Source organism: Herpetosiphon llansteffanensis (genome assembly GCF_003205875.1).
Lineage (GTDB): Bacteria > Chloroflexota > Chloroflexia > Chloroflexales > Herpetosiphonaceae > Herpetosiphon > Herpetosiphon llansteffanensis.
Genome location: NZ_PUBZ01000124.1, coordinates 1 through 16630, shown reverse-complemented (window position 1 = coordinate 16630; position 16630 = coordinate 1). Strand labels below are relative to the sequence as shown.

Genomic DNA, 16630 nt, shown 5'->3' with positions numbered 1-16630 from the left:
CCTAATCTCAATAGTAGCGTAAAGCGCGTCAGCGCAGCCCGTTGAAATGCTCACAAAAATGGCTGTGCTGCAAGGCCTACTTGCTTAAATCCTGTCGGCTATTATAGCCGAGAACACGGCGATTAATCCGAAAGGCGCACTTTCCAGTGCGCCTGCGGCTTTTCACACACTGAATTGAGTGGGGGGATGTGCTAGCGAATTTTGACAACCGTCATTTTCATAATACCGCTGGGGGTGCTAGCAGTGGCCTTTTGGCGGGCGCGTTTACCCATCAAAGAACTGCCAATGGGCGATTCATTGGAGATTTTACCATCGCGCGGACTGGCTTCGGCGGCACCGACAATCATCCATTCTTCTTCTTCGCCGTCTTCATAGCGAATCGTGACCGATGATCCGAGCCGTACTTCGCGATTATCACCATCTTCTTCAATCATCTGGGCGTTGTTTAAGATGTTGCGAATTTCGCGGATGCGCCCTTCGAGGAAAGCCTGTTTATTTTTGGCATCTTCGTACTCGCCGCTTTCGGAAATATCGCCAAGTTCTTTGGCTTGACGAATCCGCTCGGCAACTTCCATACGGCCAGTCGTTTCGAGTTCCTCAATTTCCGCTTCCAGTTTTGCGCGACCCTCTTTAGTCAGATAAAACGGCTTATCGGTCATAGTACTTGCCTCGATTATGGAATGAAAAAAAACCGAGAGGACTCTCAGTCAAAAGAAACGCCCACGCGATTGCTCACGTGAACGTGTTAGCCATTATACGGTATTCAATCACCCTTGTCTAGCCATGAAAGTGTTAGAATTTTTGAACGAGCATTTATTTTTCAGCAGCAGATTGCTGCAAAAATTGGGCTAAACGCAGCGTTCCAACAGTCTTAAATGGTTCGATCCCGGTAGCTAATTGCTGATAGATCTGAGCAGTTGTCGTATGCACTCGTTCGATTAAACTCGCAGGCATTGGCCAGCGTTGACAAACTGCGGCAAATTCTGCTTGATCGCGAATTTCGATGCGGCCATCGGCCATTTTCAGCAGATCAATTTCTAAATCAACTTCCTCGACCCGTTGATCATTCCACTGATGTGGCAGCACAATATCAACATCGATCAGCTTGCCACTGAGATTAAAACATGCCGACCAATAGGCATTTGCGGGAATTAATTTAACAAACGCTTGTTCAAACGTGCCTTGTTGACCATTGCTCGCCTGCCAGCGACTACCTGCGGCAATCCCGAGCCAATGGCCAAATTCATCAGCGCCAAGCAGATAGCCAGTCGCCTGCGCCGTTGGGCGTTTTGGCCATTTGAAGCCATGAATCGCTAGCTTTGGATATGCATCAAACGCCATCGGGCCAGCCTCCTAAAATCAAAACACGCTATGCTTGCAATAATCATAGCGTGTCATTCAAGCGGTAGTGGCTATTTATTTGGCTTTGCGCACGAGGTTGGTGGAGCCGCAGGCGCTGCATTTGGCATTTTTGGGCAGCGGGCCAGAGATGCGCATTTGATGTTTGCAGTGCTTGCATTCGACGGCGGTATCGGCAAAATCGCTGACATCTTCGTGATTTTTGATATTGATAAATTTCATTGCTGGCTCCTTGAATGGCGAGAATTGGATTTGCTTTTGCTACTAGCTAGCTTAGCAGCCATTCCCTGCCATGACGAGCCTTGCAGATGACAGCTTGATGACAGCGGGATCAGTTATCGATAATTAACATGGTGCCAGGATGTGGATAAAATGCTGTGGGCAAGCTTTGGTGGCTGATTATTCCTGTTGTGGCATTGACTAGCACGAATTGCTCGCTGTTGGCATCAAAAAAGAGCATTGTTTGGCTCTTGCTGCTCCAGCTTGGGTAACATTCGGTGCAGTTCACAAAGAATGCTTGGCTGCTAGAATCAGCAGCCTGGAGCATTGTTAGTTCAACGCCTAATTGGGGCGGTGTGGTCATGCCCAGCATTTCTGGCTCGCCACCAGCAACTAAAGCAGCTTTTTGATGATTGGGAGCCGATTTGATTTTGAGGGTTTGACTATAGCGATCGTACCAATCGCTAATTGGCGTGCTTAGGCCTGACTCAAGATCATAGCGCTCAAGCTGAATTAATGGATTAAGATCGCCAGTTCGCGCCTGCTCATGCTCGATAAAAATGTGTTGATCGCCAATGATTGCTTGAACGCGACCTGCACTCAGTTCTTGAGGCTGTTCAAGATCATTGAGATCGAGTAACCACGTATGCCAATCGGTGGGCGGCGTGCCACGATTGGCGCGACTAAAAAGCAGTTGCTGGTTATCAAGCCAGATCAAATCGGCATAAAATGCAGCCCATTCAGTAATTTGACTTGTGCTTTGAGCAGCGAAATCGTAAACCCAAATCGAGCCTAAAGCGACTGGGGCTGTTGTATCGGTGCGCAAGCGTAAAAAGGCCATTTTGGTGCCATCTGGCGTAATTGCGATGCTCTGTTTGTCCACTTGGTCGGCAAGTTTTGTTGCTTGCCAGTTTGTATACTCGATTTGATAGAGTTCGCCACCAGAACCACTATCGCCAACGACCAAAGCGATTGCTGGTTGGTTGGGAATCGCATGGATTTGGGTTTGCTCACACGGAGTTTTGGAGCATGCAAGGCTTCGTTTTAAGCTAGCTTGACCTGTATTGTCAATTACATGCAGCTCAACCGCTGTTCGATCAGTATTCACGATGTTGAGAATCACGTTGGTTAGATTTTCAGGATTTGGGTTGTTAACGCTGGTGGCAGTGGGCTGGGGCATGGTTGCAGTTGCTAGTATGGTTGGTTGGGCTTGATTTGAGCTACAGCCAACCCAGAACGCTAAAAGCAGCGTGATAATAATAGTGCGGCGCATACAGACCTTTCGCATTATGATTAATTTGGATCGGTGTATAGCCTAGTAAAAAGATTCCAGCGCTTGAATGATCAGGCTGTGAACTGCTTCTGATAGACTACTGAAATCGTGTATTTGGGGAATAGGATTGACAATGGCCAAGCGATTGCAACATCAACTTTTAAGTCAACGCGCCTTGAATCGGGCGTTATTGGCGCGTCAACATTTGTTACAGCGGGTGCATGGCTCAGTTTTAGGCTTGATTGATGAGCTGATTGGGATGCAAGCCCAAGCTCCAAATCCACCCTATTTTGGGTTATGGTCACGCTTGCATAATTTTGCGCAGCAGCAATTATCTGATCTGTTTGAACAGCGCCAAGTTGTGCGGATTGCGCTGCTGCGTTCGACAATTCATTTGGTGAGTGCCAGCGATTGCCTTAACCTGCGGCCATTGTTGCAACCAGTTTTGGAGCGTGGCTTTCAATCCAATTTTGGCAAGCAACTGCCTGGTATTGACAAACCAGCAGTGATTGAGTATGGACGGCGTTTGGTTGAAGCCCAGCCGCAAACCTTTCAAGCGCTTGGTAGCTTGCTGCACGAACGCTGGCCCGATTATCCGGCGGCAGCATTGGCCCAAGCCTTGCGCACATGGTTGGCGTTGGTGCAAGTGCCACCGCGTGGTTTATGGGCTACGAGCGGGCCAGCGGCGCATACGACTGCTGAGCATTGGTTGGGTCGGCCATTAGCGACCATGCCAGATTTGGCGCAGTTGGTGCGGCGCTACTTGGCGGTATTTGGGCCAGCCAGCATCAACGATATGCAAGCATGGTCGGGGTTGACTCGGTTGAGCGTGGTTTTCAAGCAACTGCAAGCAGAATTGGTCTGTTTCTGCGATGAGCAAGGCCGCGAATTGTACGATTTGGTTCATGCGCCACGCCCAGACCCAGAAACCCCAGCGCCGCCACGACTACTCGCCGAATTTGACAATATTTTGTTAGCGCACGCCGATCGCAGCCGAATTTTGAGCGAAACCTATCGCCAACGCCTTTTTACCAGCAATGGCCTTATTCCCGGGGCGATTTTGGTTGATGGCTTTGTGGTGGGCATGTGGAAAATAAAGCAGCCAGAATCCAGCCTGCACTTGCAGCTGTTCGAGCCAATTGCCAAGGCCGAGCGCCAAGCGTTGGAGCATGAAGCAGCCAGTTTGCTGCACTTTGCCACCAACACCAATGAGCCAATTATTCGTTTTGAAGAACCGAGCGCATAGAACAAAGAACATAAGCGTTGGCAGATAACGTTAACGCAGAGCCGCAGAGTTGAGTTTTTTGGGGTTGATTATTAGTCAATCATGGCCTAACCAAACAATAGGACTAGCACCGAGCATGATCGTTAGTATGCTCGTAAGTTGGTGGTTGGATACTACATTCAAATCCTTCCTCCTCACACACACTCTTTCTCTTCTACAGACGGCTCAATTGAGCCGTTTGTGGTTTTAGGCAAGTCGGTTGATTTGTAGATAGTGCATACCGCGTTTGAAGGCTTGTTCCAAGGTTGCCGCACTTTCGATTGTCCGCAGATCGATATGCAAATTGACTAAAGTTTCGGCCATATCTGGGCGAATGCCCGCCAAAATAACCTGCGCTCCCAATAAACGCGCGGCTTGGGCCGCCTCCAGCAGTGCTCGCGCCACATAGTTATCGACGACTGGCACGCCGGTAATATCGAGAATCACGACTTTGGCGCGTTCTTGCTCAATTGCAATCAGCAAGGTGCTGCTAATATCGCCAGCGCGGTCGGCGCTAAATTCGCCAACCAAGGGCATCACAACCATATGTTTGGTAATGGGAATGCTGGGCATGCTCAAGCGGCGCACGGTGTCGAGCAAGCGTTCTTGGGCTTGATTTTGGGCTTGGACTTCGGCCAAGGCCGTGTGCAATTCGCTGGTACGGCTAACGACTTGGGCTTCAAGTTCTTCGTTGAGGTTGGCCAAGCGTGTTTGGGAGGCGTTTAATCCGCTGGCCATGGTATTGAAGGCTCCTGCAAGGCTGGCCAGTTCATCACGTGTATCGAGGACTACTGGCTCAAACGTAGTGGGATTTTGGCTAAATCCGGTTACGCCAGCGTAAAGTTTTTGAATCGGGCCAGCAATTCGTTTACCAACATACCAGCCAACTGCAATCACAATCGGCGCTGCAATGAAGATCACGAGTAATAAACTCACTGCCAGCCTGCCAACATTGGCATAAATGACCTCTAATGGCCGCTCGACGACCAAAATCCAATCAACTGGCTCAATTGCAGTGCGCACGCCAAGCACTTCTTCGCCAAAAACGCTTTGATAAGTTGCAACGGCGGTTGCTTGGTTTAAGAGCGGCAGGTCGCGCATGGTGGGATGTTCGACCAAGGATTCGATTTTGGCTGCGCTAATCAAATTGCCTTGCTCGGTCAAAATTAAAACTCGCATTTCGGCAGCGGTCTCAATGCGGGTTGTGCTGGTCCAGATGCGTTGCATGCTGACATCGGCAACCAAGAATAACACTTGATTGCTTGAGCTAAGCAATTGGGTGGCGACCCGAAAGCGTGGCACTTCCTGCGGCGCTAATTTACGGTCGATACTACCACTGAATGCTGTTGGATCGGCAAATGATACCCGCCGCGTGCTGAGATCGGCCAAAAGTTGTGAGCCATTGAGCGAGCTTGGTAAGGTTGGTTCACCAAATCGCGAGCTAGCAATGCGGCGTTGCCCATCGGCGCTATAAATCGCGACTTCAACAAAACTTGAACGAAACAGGCCAATTGTGGCAAGCTGTTGAGCGCTGATTGTTTGCGGATCAGATTCGCGGGCGATATTTTCGGCAATATCTTGCAGTTCAATCGTGGTGTTGAATAAAAAGCGGCGAAAATCTTCGGCAGCCAAATCAGTTAAGGCAATTTGTTGGCGCTCAGCCGATTCTTGTTCGGCGCGATAGCTAATCACCAACACCAATACCCAAACACTAAGCAATGGCAGCAATGCAGAGAGCGTAATGATCCACGTAACTCGACGACGAACACGTGCTCGCATAGTGTTTCCTATCCATCAGGCCATGGCCAAAACCACATTCATGGCTGATTTACCAAACACCATGCGCTGCGCTTGCCAGATCGACCTAGCCTTAGGCTTGCAACCAATGGTGTTTTTTGAAGAATTTCCAGCGTGTACCTGTGCCAAAAGATTGGTCTAGTGTAGCAGTAAATAGCCTAGCTAGCAATATAGCTAGGCTATTAATTTTGGGCTTGCTAGCAAGCAATTTTATGCTTTGCGGGGCTTGATAGTGGCTGATTTTGGCTAATTGCGAAAAATCCCCTCGCCCACTGCATGCAGGCGAGGGGATTGAAGTTGCGGGGGGCTTCTAAAGTTTATTCCTGCGGGCCAATTGGGCAATTGCGGTAGCGAGTAGCGAGTGCCTCTAATTCACTGGGCAAGCTGGGCAAGCCATTGTTGGCCACAATCTGTTGATACCAACGGGCGGTGCGTTTGGGCGTGCGCTTTTGGGTGGCAAAATCGACTTCGATAATGCCAAAGCGCTCGTCGTAGCCCTCGGCCCATTCGTAGTTGTCGAGCATCGACCAGGCATAGTAGCCTTTGACTGGCACGCCAGCATCAATTGCATCGGCTACAGCTTCCAAGTGGGTGTGCAAATAACTCAGCCGATCGCCATCATTGACCGAGCCATCATCGGCCCGTTTGAGGTCGGCGAAGGCGCTGCCATTTTCGGTGATATAAATTGGCGTGTCGCCATAATCGCGCTGCACGCGTTTGAGCAAATCGGCAAAGGCGGCGGGCACAACTTCCCAGCCGCGAAAACTGGTTTCGCCAATTGCTGGACTCGTAGTAAGCGCCAAAAATTTGCTCTCGTCTGCCGCCGAAATACGATTCGGGAAGTAATAGTTAATCCCCAAGAAATCAAGTGGCTGTTGGATGACGGCCAAATCGCCAGCCTGCACATAATCCATTTCAAGCCGATGGTGTTGGCTGAACCATTCGACAATATCGGCGGGATAGCTGCCACGGAAAATGGGGTCGAGGAACCAGCGATTGCCATAGCCATCGTTGCGCCATGCAGCGGCTTGATCTTCTGGCGTATCGTGGGTTGGGTAGGCAGGGGTCAAATTAAGCGTGATGCCAATTTGGCCTGCTACTTTGTGGTCGCGGAATAATTGGGTTGCCAAGCCATGCGAGTAAAGCAGATGATGCGAGGCTTTGACGGCACTTGGCAAATCTTTGATGCCAGGTGCATGACGGCCTTGCAAGTGGCCAACAAATGCCGCAACCCACGGCTCGTTGTGGGTAATCCACAACGGTACGCTCGTGCCTAATTGGCGATACATGGCTTCGGCATATTCTGCAAAGCGCAAGGCCGTATCGCGGTTCATCCAGCCGCCAGCATCTTGCAGGGCTTGGGGCAAATCCCAGTGGTAGAGCGTGGCCATGGGCGTAAGCTGGCGTTGGTGCAGGCCTTCGATGATGCGTTTGTAAAAATCAAGCCCTGCTTGGTTGATTTTGCCCTTGCCTTCTGGGAAAATGCGTGGCCATGCAATCGAGAAACGATAGCTGGCTAGCCCAAGCTCACGCATCAAATCTAAATCTTCTGGGTAGCGATGGTAGTGATCGCAGGCAATATCGCCGGTTTGGCCAAATTTGGTTTTGCCTGGAGTATGGCTAAATCTATCCCAAATTGATTCCCCACGGCCATCTTCGTGCACAGCTCCTTCAATTTGATATGATGAGGTTGCCGTGCCCCAGATAAAATCGCTAGGAAAATGCTTTTCAACAGTGGTCATGTGGTCTCCTTTGCCCATGAATTACTGTAATGTGTGAAATCGGTCTCATGACGTTTGATTGCTGTAATCACAAAACCGCCTGTATTATACGGCTGAATTGCTGATTGAAATGAGCATGCTGATGGAACAATATTTTATGCAGGCAGCGCTGGAGCAAGCCAATCTGGCCTTAGGCCGTACCAGTCCCAATCCGGCGGTGGGCGCGGTGGTTGTGCAGGCTGGGCAGATTATTGGGCGTGGCTATACGCAACCGCCGGGCCAGGCTCATGCCGAAATCATGGCCTTGCGCGAGGCTGGCGATCAGGCGCATGGCGCAACGCTGTATGTTACGCTTGAGCCATGCACAATTTGGGGCCGCACACCGCCCTGCACCGATGCGATTATCACCGCAGGTATTCGTGAGGTCGTGATTGCCGCACGCGATCCCAACCCACGTTTTGAGCACGATGCAGCGAGCGTGTTGCAGGCAGCAGGCATTCAGGCGCGCTTTGATCAGGCTGCCGAAGCTGCGGCCATTGCGCAAACTGAGGCCTTTCGGCATTGGATAGTGACCAAACAGCCATTTGTAACGGTTAAATATGCCATGAGCCTTGATGGCAAAATTGCCACCCGCACAGGCGATGCGCGTTGGATCAGCGGCCCAGCTTCACGCCAAAAGGTGCATCGCTTGCGCGACCAAACCGATGCGATTTTGGTGGGCATCAACACGGTGCTTGCCGACGATCCGCTGCTGACGACACGCTTGGAGGAGCATTGGCGACCAGTGCAACACCCGCTGCGAATTGTGCTCGATGCGCGTGGCCGTATGCCTGCGAGCGCGGCGATGTTGGCAGATACCGTTCCTGGCACGACCATTATTGCGACAACTGCCGCTGCAAGTGCAGAATGGCGGGCTAGCATCAGCAACGCCGAAATTCTGGAGTTGCCAAGTAATCCTGAAGGGCGGATTATGCTTGGCGCTTTGTTGACTGAACTGGGCCAGCGTGGCGTTAGTTCGTTGCTGGTTGAGGGTGGTGGCGAAACGATTGCAGCTTTTTTGGCGGCGCAGGCAGTGCAAAAATTGCAGGTTGTGGTTGCGCCCAAAATTATTGGCGGCGTTGCGCCCAGCCCAGTTGGTGGCGTGGGGATTGCGCGCATGAGCGAGGCCCAGTTGTGGCAATTAAGCGCCAGCGAGCAGTATGGTGCTGATGTATGGCTCACTGCTTATCCAAACCAGCAGCTAGAATAATGTAATCTTGGAGCTGTGATTTTGTTGCTGCTTGTCCCTACTCAATCTAGCCAGCATGTAAAGCAATGTGAATCTTGGAGCTATGATTTTGCTGTGGCTGCTTGTCCCTGCTCAACCTAGCCAGCATGTAAAGCAATGTGAACCTTGGAGCTATGATTTTGCTGTGGCTGCTTGTCCCTGCTTAACCTAGCTATAATGTAAAACAATGTTCACCTTGGAGGGGGCGAAAAATCACCCTGAGAATCAGCCTAATCCTGCTAAAATAGACGAAGTTTAATACACACAAAAGGAACCAGCATGCGTCTTACTCAACGTTTTGCCCTGTTAACCCTGCTGCTCTTTGAAGCGCTTATGAGCATGTTGGGATTTGTCTATTTAATCTTTAATGATGGCGCGCCGGAAGTATTAATTGGCTTAGGCATATTGCCAATTTTAACCCTTGGCTTGGCCTATGGAGCGTGGCGTAATTGGGCTTGGGTGGCGCATGCCAGCCTTGTCGTGGCAACCGCAATTACCGTTTTATTGCTGATCGATCCCGCCAAGGATATTTATTTCTCGCCAGTGTTGCTTGCGCCGATGGCAATTGCCTTTGTCATTACCGATTCGCGCACGACGATTCTCACAGCACTAGCTGCGATGCTGATCACATGGTTGCGGGCCGATAGCGACACGCCCTATCTTAAAGTCGATTATGCAATTTGCTATGCCTTTATTGCTGGCTGTTTGTGGCTGGGGCGCTTGATTTTGGAGCAAACTCAACGCGCCAACACCGAGGCGCTGGCCTTGATCCAAAATGAGCATGGCTCGGCCCAACGCTATGCCCAAGAAGCAGAAGAGCGAGCTAATCGTCTGGAGTCGCAATCTGCTGAGCAACAACGCTTGTTGGCAACCGTGGCTGCGCTCGAAACCCCGATTGTTGAAGTTGACGAGCATGTGTTGCTTGCGCCGATCATTGGCTATGTTGATGCTCAACGGGCGGCCCAACTGACCGATCGGATTTTGGCGGCAGTCAATCAAGGCCGCGCTAAAGCCATTATTTTGGATATTACGAGCTTGAGCGAGGTTAATGAACAAACTGCCCAACAATTGCTGCGTTTGGCCAGCGCCATTCGCTTATTGGGCAGTTCGGTGATTCTCAGTGGTATTAGCGCTGATTTGGCGACAACCTTAGTGCGCCAACGAATCGATTTGGGGTTGGTGCGAACTGCGCCAACGCCGTATGCCGCTTTGCAAATTGCCGCTAAACTTTAAAGCTTGCCAAGCTGAAACAGGTCGCGGATGCGCAAACTTTGGCGATAGCGCAACAAGCCAATGCGCACGACGCGCCCAGCAAAACGGGTGATTAACGCCGCCATCAGCCACAGCCACAGCACGGTCGCGATTTGCTGCCAAACGGGCACGCTGCCACTCATCACCCGTTGCAGCAGGGTAATTGGCGCGGTATAGGGAAAGATATTAAAGCCCAGTGCTAAACCGCCATTGGGATTATTGCTCAGCACCGCGATAAACCACAATGGCATTGTACACAAGAGGGTCACGATGCCGGTTAGTTGCTGGCCTTGCTGGGCGCTGGTAACTGCTGCACCGATTGCGCTCAGCGTGGCGGCAATAATAAAGTAGCTTGGAAAAAACAGCATAAACGCCAGCACGATCACGCCGATGCTAATGCCCTGCTCGCCAATCAGATCGAATTGGGCTGCTGCAAAGCCCAATAATACCAAGCCGCCGCTGGCCCAGATGCTCAATTGGGTCAGCGCCAAGGCTCCCAAACCCAAAATCTTGCCCGTCATAATTTGGTAGGTCGAGAGCGAACTGGCCAGAATTTCCATAATCCGCTGCTCTTTTTCTTCGATCAAGGCCATCATCAGGTACGAGCCACTGCCAAATGTCGAGCCAAGCAGCAAAATCCCGAAGAAAATTGGCACGGCAATCGATAAGCCAGAACGGCGCGCCTCTGCTGGTGGTGCATCAAGCACAATGCTATCGAGCTTGCGAATTGGCTGAAATACCACATCTGGCTCGTCGCGCAGTTGGGCTGCCAACACGGCCTTGAGAAACGCACTAAACTGGCTTTCGGCCAGTTGTGGCAAGGCTTCAAGCGCATAGCCCTCAATCGTGCCTTTCGCCAAAAAATCGCTTGGCACGACGAAGGCTGCATCGATCGATTCTGTTTGGAGCGCAGTTTTGGCTTCGTCTAAGTTGGCATATTGGCGAATTTGAACATCGCCCAAATTGCTGCGCCAGGCAATTTCTGGTTGCAAGCCTGTAGTTAAGCCGCTTTGATCGACATAGCCAATCGCTTTAACTTGCGATGAGAGCAGCAACACAACCACTACAACAACGAACAGGAGCACCAACATGATTGGCATGCCAAAGGTCGAGATCAAAAAACCGCGACGGCGCAGATGGGTCAAATATTCATGGCGGGCAATTGTCCAGATTTTGCTCATCCCGATCCCTTATTCTTGCGCCAATGCGGCGGCAGCTTCATCGTCGATGCTCAAGCTTTGTTGCATTGGGGCGTAAAACGTCGTTTCGACCTCGGGCCATAAATCTTGCGGCACAAGCCACGATTGCAACATAATGCTGCCGCCCGCAGTTTGGCTTAGCTCAAAGCGTACATACATTGGTTGGGTGTTCAAGCTAGCCGTGCCTTCTAAACGATAGCTTGCACCTTCGCTGGTGCTATCCAACTGCACATCGCGCGTGAGATAGGTTGCGAAGGTCTGCGATTTAACCATTTCGACGATCTCGGCAGCTTTGGTTGAATCAAGCTGCGTGGCTTGCCAACTAAACGAAATCGTCACCACCACGCTAGCATTATAGGCAAAACTGCTGATTCCAATGCCACTTTTAAGCGCTTCAGTGCGCCAATTGCTGGGCACATCGATCGCAAAAACGCCGCGTGGATCGCGATAGGTGCTAAATGTAAACGAAACTGGTGCTGTTGCCGTTGGTTCGCTGGTTGGCGCTATTGTCGCCACAGCAACATTGGCGCTTGGGCTGGCTTGGGCAGCCGTTGGTGCGATGGTTGCAAAGCTCACCGTCGTTGGCGTATCGTTTTGTTCGGCACACCCAACCAAACTTGCCAGCAAGGCAAGGATGATGATTAACCTTCCCATACAGTTTGTCCCTCGATAATCGTTTGCGCAACCTGAACCTTGGCCAATTGCTGGGGCGCAACCTGCGCTAAATCCTGCTCAAGAATCACCAAATCAGCAACTTTGCCAACGCTCAAACTGCCCTTCAAAGCTTGTTCGCCTGAGGTAATTGCAGGGCCAACTGTGTAGGCCCACAAGGCTTCTTCGAGGCTCAAACGTTGTTCTGGATACCAGCCAGTAGCGGGCGAACCGTCTGGGCGTTGGCGCGTAACGGCGGCATGGATTCCCGCCCATGGGTCCCACGATTCGACTGGTGCATCGGAGCCAAAGGCCAAAATTGCGCCGCTGGCCTGCAAACTGCGCCAAGCGTAAGCCGACTGTGAACGCTGGCCCCAAAAACGATCAGCCACACTAATATCGCTGGTGGCATGAATTGGCTGCATCGAAGCAACCACGCCCAGTTGGCCAAAACGCCGAATATCAGCAGGGTGTAATAATTGGGCATGCTCAATGCGATTGGGAATGCGCGCCGCCAGCGCACCCTTGCCAAGGCTTGGCTGCAACGTTTCAGGATTGGCCTTGAGCGCCGCCTCAATTGCATCCAGCACCGTGCGATTGGCAGCATCGCCGATGGCATGCACAATCACACTAATATCATTGGCAATCGCCCGATCGATCGTAGCAAAAAGCTCCTCGCGATCGTGCATGGGAATGCCATAGGGATGCGGCGCGTTGGCTGGCAAATTATCAAATGGCTCAAGCATATGCGCTGTGGCTGAGCCAAGCGAGCCATCGCTAAATATTTTCAAGTTGCCAAAGCGCAACCAAGCATCACCCAAGCCCGATTTAAGCCCCATCGCAACCGCATGATCGAGCAAATCCATGCGCAAGTGGTGCAAAATGCGCATTTCAAGCGCGCCACGGCCATACAGCGTTTGCACCGCAGCAAAACAATCTGGGCCTTCAGGCACGTGGATACTGGTGATGCCACGTTGGTGCATACGTTTGATAAAGGCTTGAATGCTGGTCTCTTTTTGGGCAGTACTTGGCTCGGGAATGCACGCTTTCACCGCCAATTGGCCATTTTCAAACAGCATACCATTTGGCTCGCCAGCAGCATCGCGGCCAATACTCCCGCCATCGGGGTCGCTGCTGAATTTGCTGATGTTGGCGCGATTGAGTGCCGCGTTATTAACCCAAGCAGAGTGTAAATCCTTGCGCGTAATAAAGGCCGGACGACCACCAGTCACCTGATCAAGCTCGCTTGCGGTTGGCCAATCGCGCTGCCACAGGCTATGATCCCAGCCAGAGCCAAGTACCCATGCGTCTGCGGGCAAGCGTTCTGCGTGCTGGCGAATAATCTCAAGCGCTTGCTCGAACGACGCTACTTCTTGCAAATCGATTTGATCGGCCAGCAGTGCGCTCCAAAGCAAGTGAATATGCGCATCGCAAAGGCCAGGTATCACGCTCCGCCCAGCCAAATCGATATACTCATAATCTGCATGAAGCGCAGCCCGAACTTCGGCGTTCGTGCCAACCGCCACGACCTTGCCAGCGCGCAAAGCAATTGCTTCGGCCACGCCCACTGTTGGGTCGAGCGTCCAAATTGCGCCCCCAGCGAACAAACGATCACGGGCCATGGTTGTTCTCCCAGTAACAAAGACTGCTCCCTATTGTAACAAAAACATGGCATATATCCTGCTTATAGAGTTGTAGGATTTCATTTTGATTATAAGGAGTAACAATTATGGTACGACATAAAAAAAGCGCCTTGGCAGCCTTAGCACTCGCAGGTTTGGCCTATTTCTTTAAACGGCGTTCTGCGCGCTAGGGATTTGGGTATCCCAAGCAATTTGATGCTGCTTGCCGAGGATCACGCTGTCTCGTGATATGATGAAGCAAGCATAATCGAATACTTGTTCAGCATTCGTATGAGTGTTGAATGAATGATGCGGGCGGCCCTTGGGCGGCTCGCATCGTGATACCTGATGGAGGCATGAATGAGCCAGAGTCGCAAAAGTCGTATTGCTTATTCAGCCGGTGGTGTTTGCTATCGCTGGATGGACGATGTGCCAGAGGTTGTACTGATTGCGACGCACAACAGCACACGCTGGGGTTTGCCAAAAGGCCATCGTGAGGGCCGCGAGACCTTTGCCCAAGCAGCCCGCCGTGAAATCAACGAAGAAACTGGCTTACGGGGCGAAATTGTCTGCTCGCTTTCGGCAATTCAATATTGGTTTCGGGTTGAGAGCCATTTTGTGCATAAATGGGTTGAGTTTTTTCTGTTTCGCTGTACTGGCGGCTATCTTAAACCACAACTTTCAGAAATCGACGATGCCAAGTGGTTTTTGCTCCCCGATGCTTTAGAGCAGATCAGTTTTCCGCGTGAGCGCAGCGTGCTTGAAGTCGTCAATACAATCTGGCGTTCCAATCGCTTAGTCTAGATTCGGCAAGGGCTTGAGCCACATCACACTGGGCAATACGCGCCCCATTTTTTGGGCCAATGGCAAGCCAACCACACTCACGGTTGCTAGCCAGATCAGCTGCATCCACAGCATGCTGAGATACCAGCCAACGCAAATGCCATACAGCAAACATAGCCCACGTGGCAATTCCTTGCGCAGGCTGGTAATCAGCCCTTCGGTGTGGGGTATGCTCAAAAACGTAATCGTCGGCAAATAGTTGAGCATTGGCTGGCTAATATTTAATCCAAATAAGGCACAAATCCAGGTTGCCACCAACCACATTTGGCTGCTCCAGAAGCCAATAAACACAAAATAAATTACTTGCATCAAGAAATTGGGGTCTTTGATATTGGCGCGTAATTGCTCGATTACTGGTAATTGGAAGTTGATTTGCGGTTGGCTGATGGGTTGAACGCGAGCAGCCGCCGCAATCACTGGCTGAGGTGCTGCTTGCATAAACAAGGGCATTGGGGGCAGTTTATCCATGGGCATGGTTGGTGGAGCCGCATACATGGCCTCAAGGTCTACGCCACAATGCAAACAATAGCGCAAACTGAGATTAACGGTTTGACCACACTCAAAACATTCCATAGCCCGATCCTTTCGGCAAATCCAATTCCAGGTGCTGATGCAATTAGGTAGCGCGGAGCATTGATTGCTGATAGTGCTATGACGTATGGTACGCGAGCGATTGTTGCATTGCAAGATCATAATTAGCAGCGTTGTGTTAACTTTTATGGCTAGCAAGGTAACCGCGAAGGACGCGAAGGGCTATTGTCTATGGGCTTTTGGCTATCGGACAATTTGGGATGCGGCTTGTGTTGAAACCGCGAAGGACGCGAAGAGCGCGAAGATTAGTTTTTTAGCCACAGATTGGCACAGATTTTTAGGATTGGGTTCTTGCTCGCCCATAGCCTTCAGCCATACGTTCGCTGCTCTTCATCCCTCATCCCTCATCCTTCATCCTTCGGTTCCTCTGCGCTGCTGCGTTAATACATTGCTCCACGAAACTTGAAACCGCGAAGGACGCGAAGATTAGTTTTTTCGCCACAGATTAGCACAGATGGGTATGATTATGTTTTTCCTAACCCAATGCTCATAGCCAAAAGCCTCTAGCCCATAGCCATGGATTCTCTGCGCCTCTGCGTTAAAACCCGAGCTATGAAGGCGTTATAACCGCGAAGATCGCGAAGTCTCTGGGCTTTTGACTTTTGACTTTTGACTTCTGCCTTTTCTCTGTTCTATGCTCTTTGTTCTATGTTCTTACTTTCCCATTCTGAGCGCAACATGCCCATATGAATCAGATCGACATACTGGCCATCGCTATACAGCTGTTCGCGCAACGCACTTTCGTAGCTAAAACCGCATTTTTTATAGGCGGCAATGGCGCGTGGATTACTCGAAGCAACGGTTAACCAGATGCGGCGATAATTTTGGATGCGAAACGTCCAATCCAAAAATACCTGAATTGCATCGCTGCCATAGCCTTTGCCAACATACTCATGATCATAAATAAAAACACCAAATTCGCTGCTTTGATGGTGGCGGTTAGGGTTGAGCAAGCCAATCGAACCAATCACCACGCCATCGGCTTCAATGGCCATCCAGCCATTGCCCTTTTCGAGCGAACGCTCGAACTGCTTTTCAATGCTTGCCAACGACATTGGCTCCCAGCTGGCGGCGGCATGCAGCACTAGTTCAACATTGCGCTCTAGTTCATGCAAGCGTTTGAGATCTTCTCGTTCCGTTGCTCGCAAGGTCACGAGCTTACCTTTTAGCACGTTTGGTATCCTTTCTAATTGATCCACGAAGCGCACAAAGTGCACGAAGGCTATGTTTTTTTAGCCACAGATTGACACAGATTATTGTGATTCAGTTTGTGTTAGCCCAAAGCCAAAAGCCCATAGCCATGGGTTCTCTGCGCCTCTGCGTTAAATAAATTGATCCACACAGGATTGAAACCGCGAAGAGCACGAAGGCTATGTTTTTTAGCCACAGATTAGCACAGATTTTTAGGATTATCTTCTTCCTAACCCAACATCCATAGCCAAAAGCCTCTAGCCCATAGCCTCGTTTACTCTGCGCCGCTGCGTTAAAACCTCCCCCCTGTCTCTTTTATACACCTCTCCGCCCCCACGACTCGAGCGCTCATCTCGTATCCCCTCTTCTGCTTGAAAAAAAA

15 protein-coding genes are annotated in these 16630 nt (G+C 50.9%); 4 read left to right on the top strand and 11 right to left on the bottom strand.

The genetic code is table 11. The features are described from left to right. Positions 1 to 191: 191 nt before the first annotated feature. The 4 genes from greA to C5S61_RS19750 form a co-directional block, all read right to left on the bottom strand. Positions 192 to 659 carry a transcription elongation factor GreA gene (gene greA, locus C5S61_RS19760; protein WP_110517809.1) on the bottom strand — a complete coding sequence of 156 codons (468 nt, stop codon included), beginning with the start codon at positions 657 to 659 and terminating at the stop codon, positions 192 to 194. Between the two features lie 154 nt (positions 660 to 813). Then, on the bottom strand, positions 814 to 1341 hold the full coding sequence (locus C5S61_RS19755) for a ribonuclease FAU-1 family protein (RefSeq protein ID WP_110517807.1): 528 nt from the start codon (positions 1339 to 1341) through the stop codon (positions 814 to 816). Between the two features lie 75 nt (positions 1342 to 1416). After that, the gene (locus C5S61_RS26920) at positions 1417 to 1581 is read right to left on the bottom strand and encodes a zinc ribbon-containing protein (RefSeq protein ID WP_164689665.1); all 165 of its coding nucleotides are present in this window, start codon (positions 1579 to 1581) and stop codon (positions 1417 to 1419) included. 109 nt (positions 1582 to 1690) lie between these two features. Continuing rightward, the gene (locus C5S61_RS19750) at positions 1691 to 2851 is read right to left on the bottom strand and encodes a TolB-like translocation protein (RefSeq protein WP_110517805.1); all 1161 of its coding nucleotides are present in this window, start codon (positions 2849 to 2851) and stop codon (positions 1691 to 1693) included. Positions 2852 to 2984: 133 nt separating this feature from the next. On the opposite strand from C5S61_RS19750, the gene C5S61_RS19745 reads away from it, so the two are divergent. Continuing rightward, complete coding sequence (locus C5S61_RS19745; protein ID WP_205701437.1) at positions 2985 to 4097, top strand: winged helix DNA-binding domain-containing protein; 1113 nt, start codon at positions 2985 to 2987, stop codon at positions 4095 to 4097. A 225-nt stretch (positions 4098 to 4322) separates the two neighbouring features. Here C5S61_RS19745 and C5S61_RS19740 read toward each other — a convergent pair whose 3' ends face one another. Together C5S61_RS19740 and C5S61_RS19735 are read right to left on the bottom strand one after the other, a co-directional pair. Further along, complete coding sequence (locus C5S61_RS19740; protein WP_110517801.1) at positions 4323 to 5894, bottom strand: STAS domain-containing protein; 1572 nt, start codon at positions 5892 to 5894, stop codon at positions 4323 to 4325. Between the two features lie 335 nt (positions 5895 to 6229). Then, the gene (locus tag C5S61_RS19735) at positions 6230 to 7654 is read right to left on the bottom strand and encodes a GH1 family beta-glucosidase (RefSeq protein ID WP_110517799.1); all 1425 of its coding nucleotides are present in this window, start codon (positions 7652 to 7654) and stop codon (positions 6230 to 6232) included. A 121-nt stretch (positions 7655 to 7775) separates the two neighbouring features. On the opposite strand from C5S61_RS19735, the gene ribD reads away from it, so the two are divergent. Continuing rightward, positions 7776 to 8882 carry a bifunctional diaminohydroxyphosphoribosylaminopyrimidine deaminase/5-amino-6-(5-phosphoribosylamino)uracil reductase RibD gene (ribD, locus tag C5S61_RS19730; protein WP_205701436.1) on the top strand — a complete coding sequence of 369 codons (1107 nt, stop codon included), beginning with the start codon at positions 7776 to 7778 and terminating at the stop codon, positions 8880 to 8882. Between the two features lie 297 nt (positions 8883 to 9179). Beyond that, positions 9180 to 10133, top strand: coding sequence for an STAS domain-containing protein (locus C5S61_RS19725; RefSeq protein ID WP_110517795.1), 954 nt, complete (start codon positions 9180 to 9182; stop codon positions 10131 to 10133). On the opposite strand, the gene C5S61_RS19720 is transcribed toward C5S61_RS19725, so the two are convergent. The 3 genes from C5S61_RS19720 to C5S61_RS19710 are packed head-to-tail and all read right to left on the bottom strand — an operon-like array spanning position 10130 to position 13623. Continuing rightward, complete coding sequence (locus C5S61_RS19720; RefSeq protein WP_110517794.1) at positions 10130 to 11332, bottom strand: ABC transporter permease; 1203 nt, start codon at positions 11330 to 11332, stop codon at positions 10130 to 10132. The two genes, C5S61_RS19725 and C5S61_RS19720, sit on opposite strands and share 4 nt — an antisense overlap. Before the next feature lie 9 nt (positions 11333 to 11341). Next, complete coding sequence (locus C5S61_RS19715) at positions 11342 to 12004, bottom strand: hypothetical protein (protein WP_110517792.1); 663 nt, start codon at positions 12002 to 12004, stop codon at positions 11342 to 11344. Next, positions 11992 to 13623: an amidohydrolase gene (locus C5S61_RS19710; protein ID WP_110517790.1), complete on the bottom strand. Its 1632-nt coding sequence runs from the start codon at positions 13621 to 13623 to the stop codon at positions 11992 to 11994. The genes C5S61_RS19715 and C5S61_RS19710 overlap by 13 nt, the downstream gene beginning before the upstream one ends. 360 nt (positions 13624 to 13983) lie before the next feature. Between C5S61_RS19710 and C5S61_RS19705 the strand changes: the two genes are divergently transcribed. After that, a complete protein-coding gene (locus tag C5S61_RS19705) occupies positions 13984 to 14427 on the top strand; it encodes an NUDIX hydrolase (protein ID WP_110517788.1) in 444 nt (147 codons plus the stop codon). On the opposite strand, the gene C5S61_RS19700 is transcribed toward C5S61_RS19705, so the two are convergent. Together C5S61_RS19700 and C5S61_RS19695 are read right to left on the bottom strand one after the other, a co-directional pair. Next, the gene (locus C5S61_RS19700) at positions 14419 to 15039 is read right to left on the bottom strand and encodes a hypothetical protein (protein ID WP_110517786.1); all 621 of its coding nucleotides are present in this window, start codon (positions 15037 to 15039) and stop codon (positions 14419 to 14421) included. The genes C5S61_RS19705 and C5S61_RS19700 overlap by 9 nt on opposite strands. Positions 15040 to 15689: 650 nt before the next feature. Next, on the bottom strand, positions 15690 to 16229 hold the full coding sequence (locus C5S61_RS19695; RefSeq protein ID WP_164689662.1) for a GNAT family N-acetyltransferase: 540 nt from the start codon (positions 16227 to 16229) through the stop codon (positions 15690 to 15692). Between the last annotated feature and the right edge of the window lie 401 nt (positions 16230 to 16630).